The sequence below is a fragment of the Photobacterium chitinilyticum genome, assembly GCF_004104355.1.
Lineage (GTDB): Bacteria > Pseudomonadota > Gammaproteobacteria > Enterobacterales > Vibrionaceae > Photobacterium > Photobacterium chitinilyticum.
On sequence record NZ_RJLM01000198.1, the window covers coordinates 1 to 438 of the forward strand.

General features: G+C 39.7%; 1 protein-coding gene. It reads left to right on the forward strand.

Translation table 11 applies throughout. From position 1 onward, the window contains the following. Nucleotides 1-224 (forward strand): pepsin/retropepsin-like aspartic protease family protein (locus tag EDI28_RS28250; RefSeq protein WP_233353531.1); only part of this gene is annotated, 224 nt, incomplete at its 5' end. Nucleotides 225-438: the final 214 nt, after the last annotated feature.

Sequence of the window (438 nt, forward strand, 5' to 3'; positions counted from 1 at the left end):
TGGTGGATACTGGCGCTGCTCTTAGCATCATCCCTCAAAATAAAACTGAGATTAGTCGAGAAACATCATCAATTACACTTCAAGCTGCAAATAAAACTAAAATCGCGACATTTGAGCAGAAAACTTTAACCCTAGATTTGGGGTTCAGGAGGCAGAAACATCATCAATTACACTTCAAGCTGCAAATAAAACTAAAATCGCGACATTTGAGCAGAAAACTTTAACCCTAGATTTGGGGTTCAGGAGGCAATTCCCTTGGGTTTTCACGGTAGCCGACTTAGATCTGGCAATACTGGGGATGGACTTTCTAGAGAGATACGAATTTCTAGTTGACACCAAGAAACGGCGCTTAACACTGAAAGAAACCTCGAATTACACAAAATGCAAAGAAAGTCACATCACATCTCTTAACTTGATTAAAACTTCTCCAGTAACAAC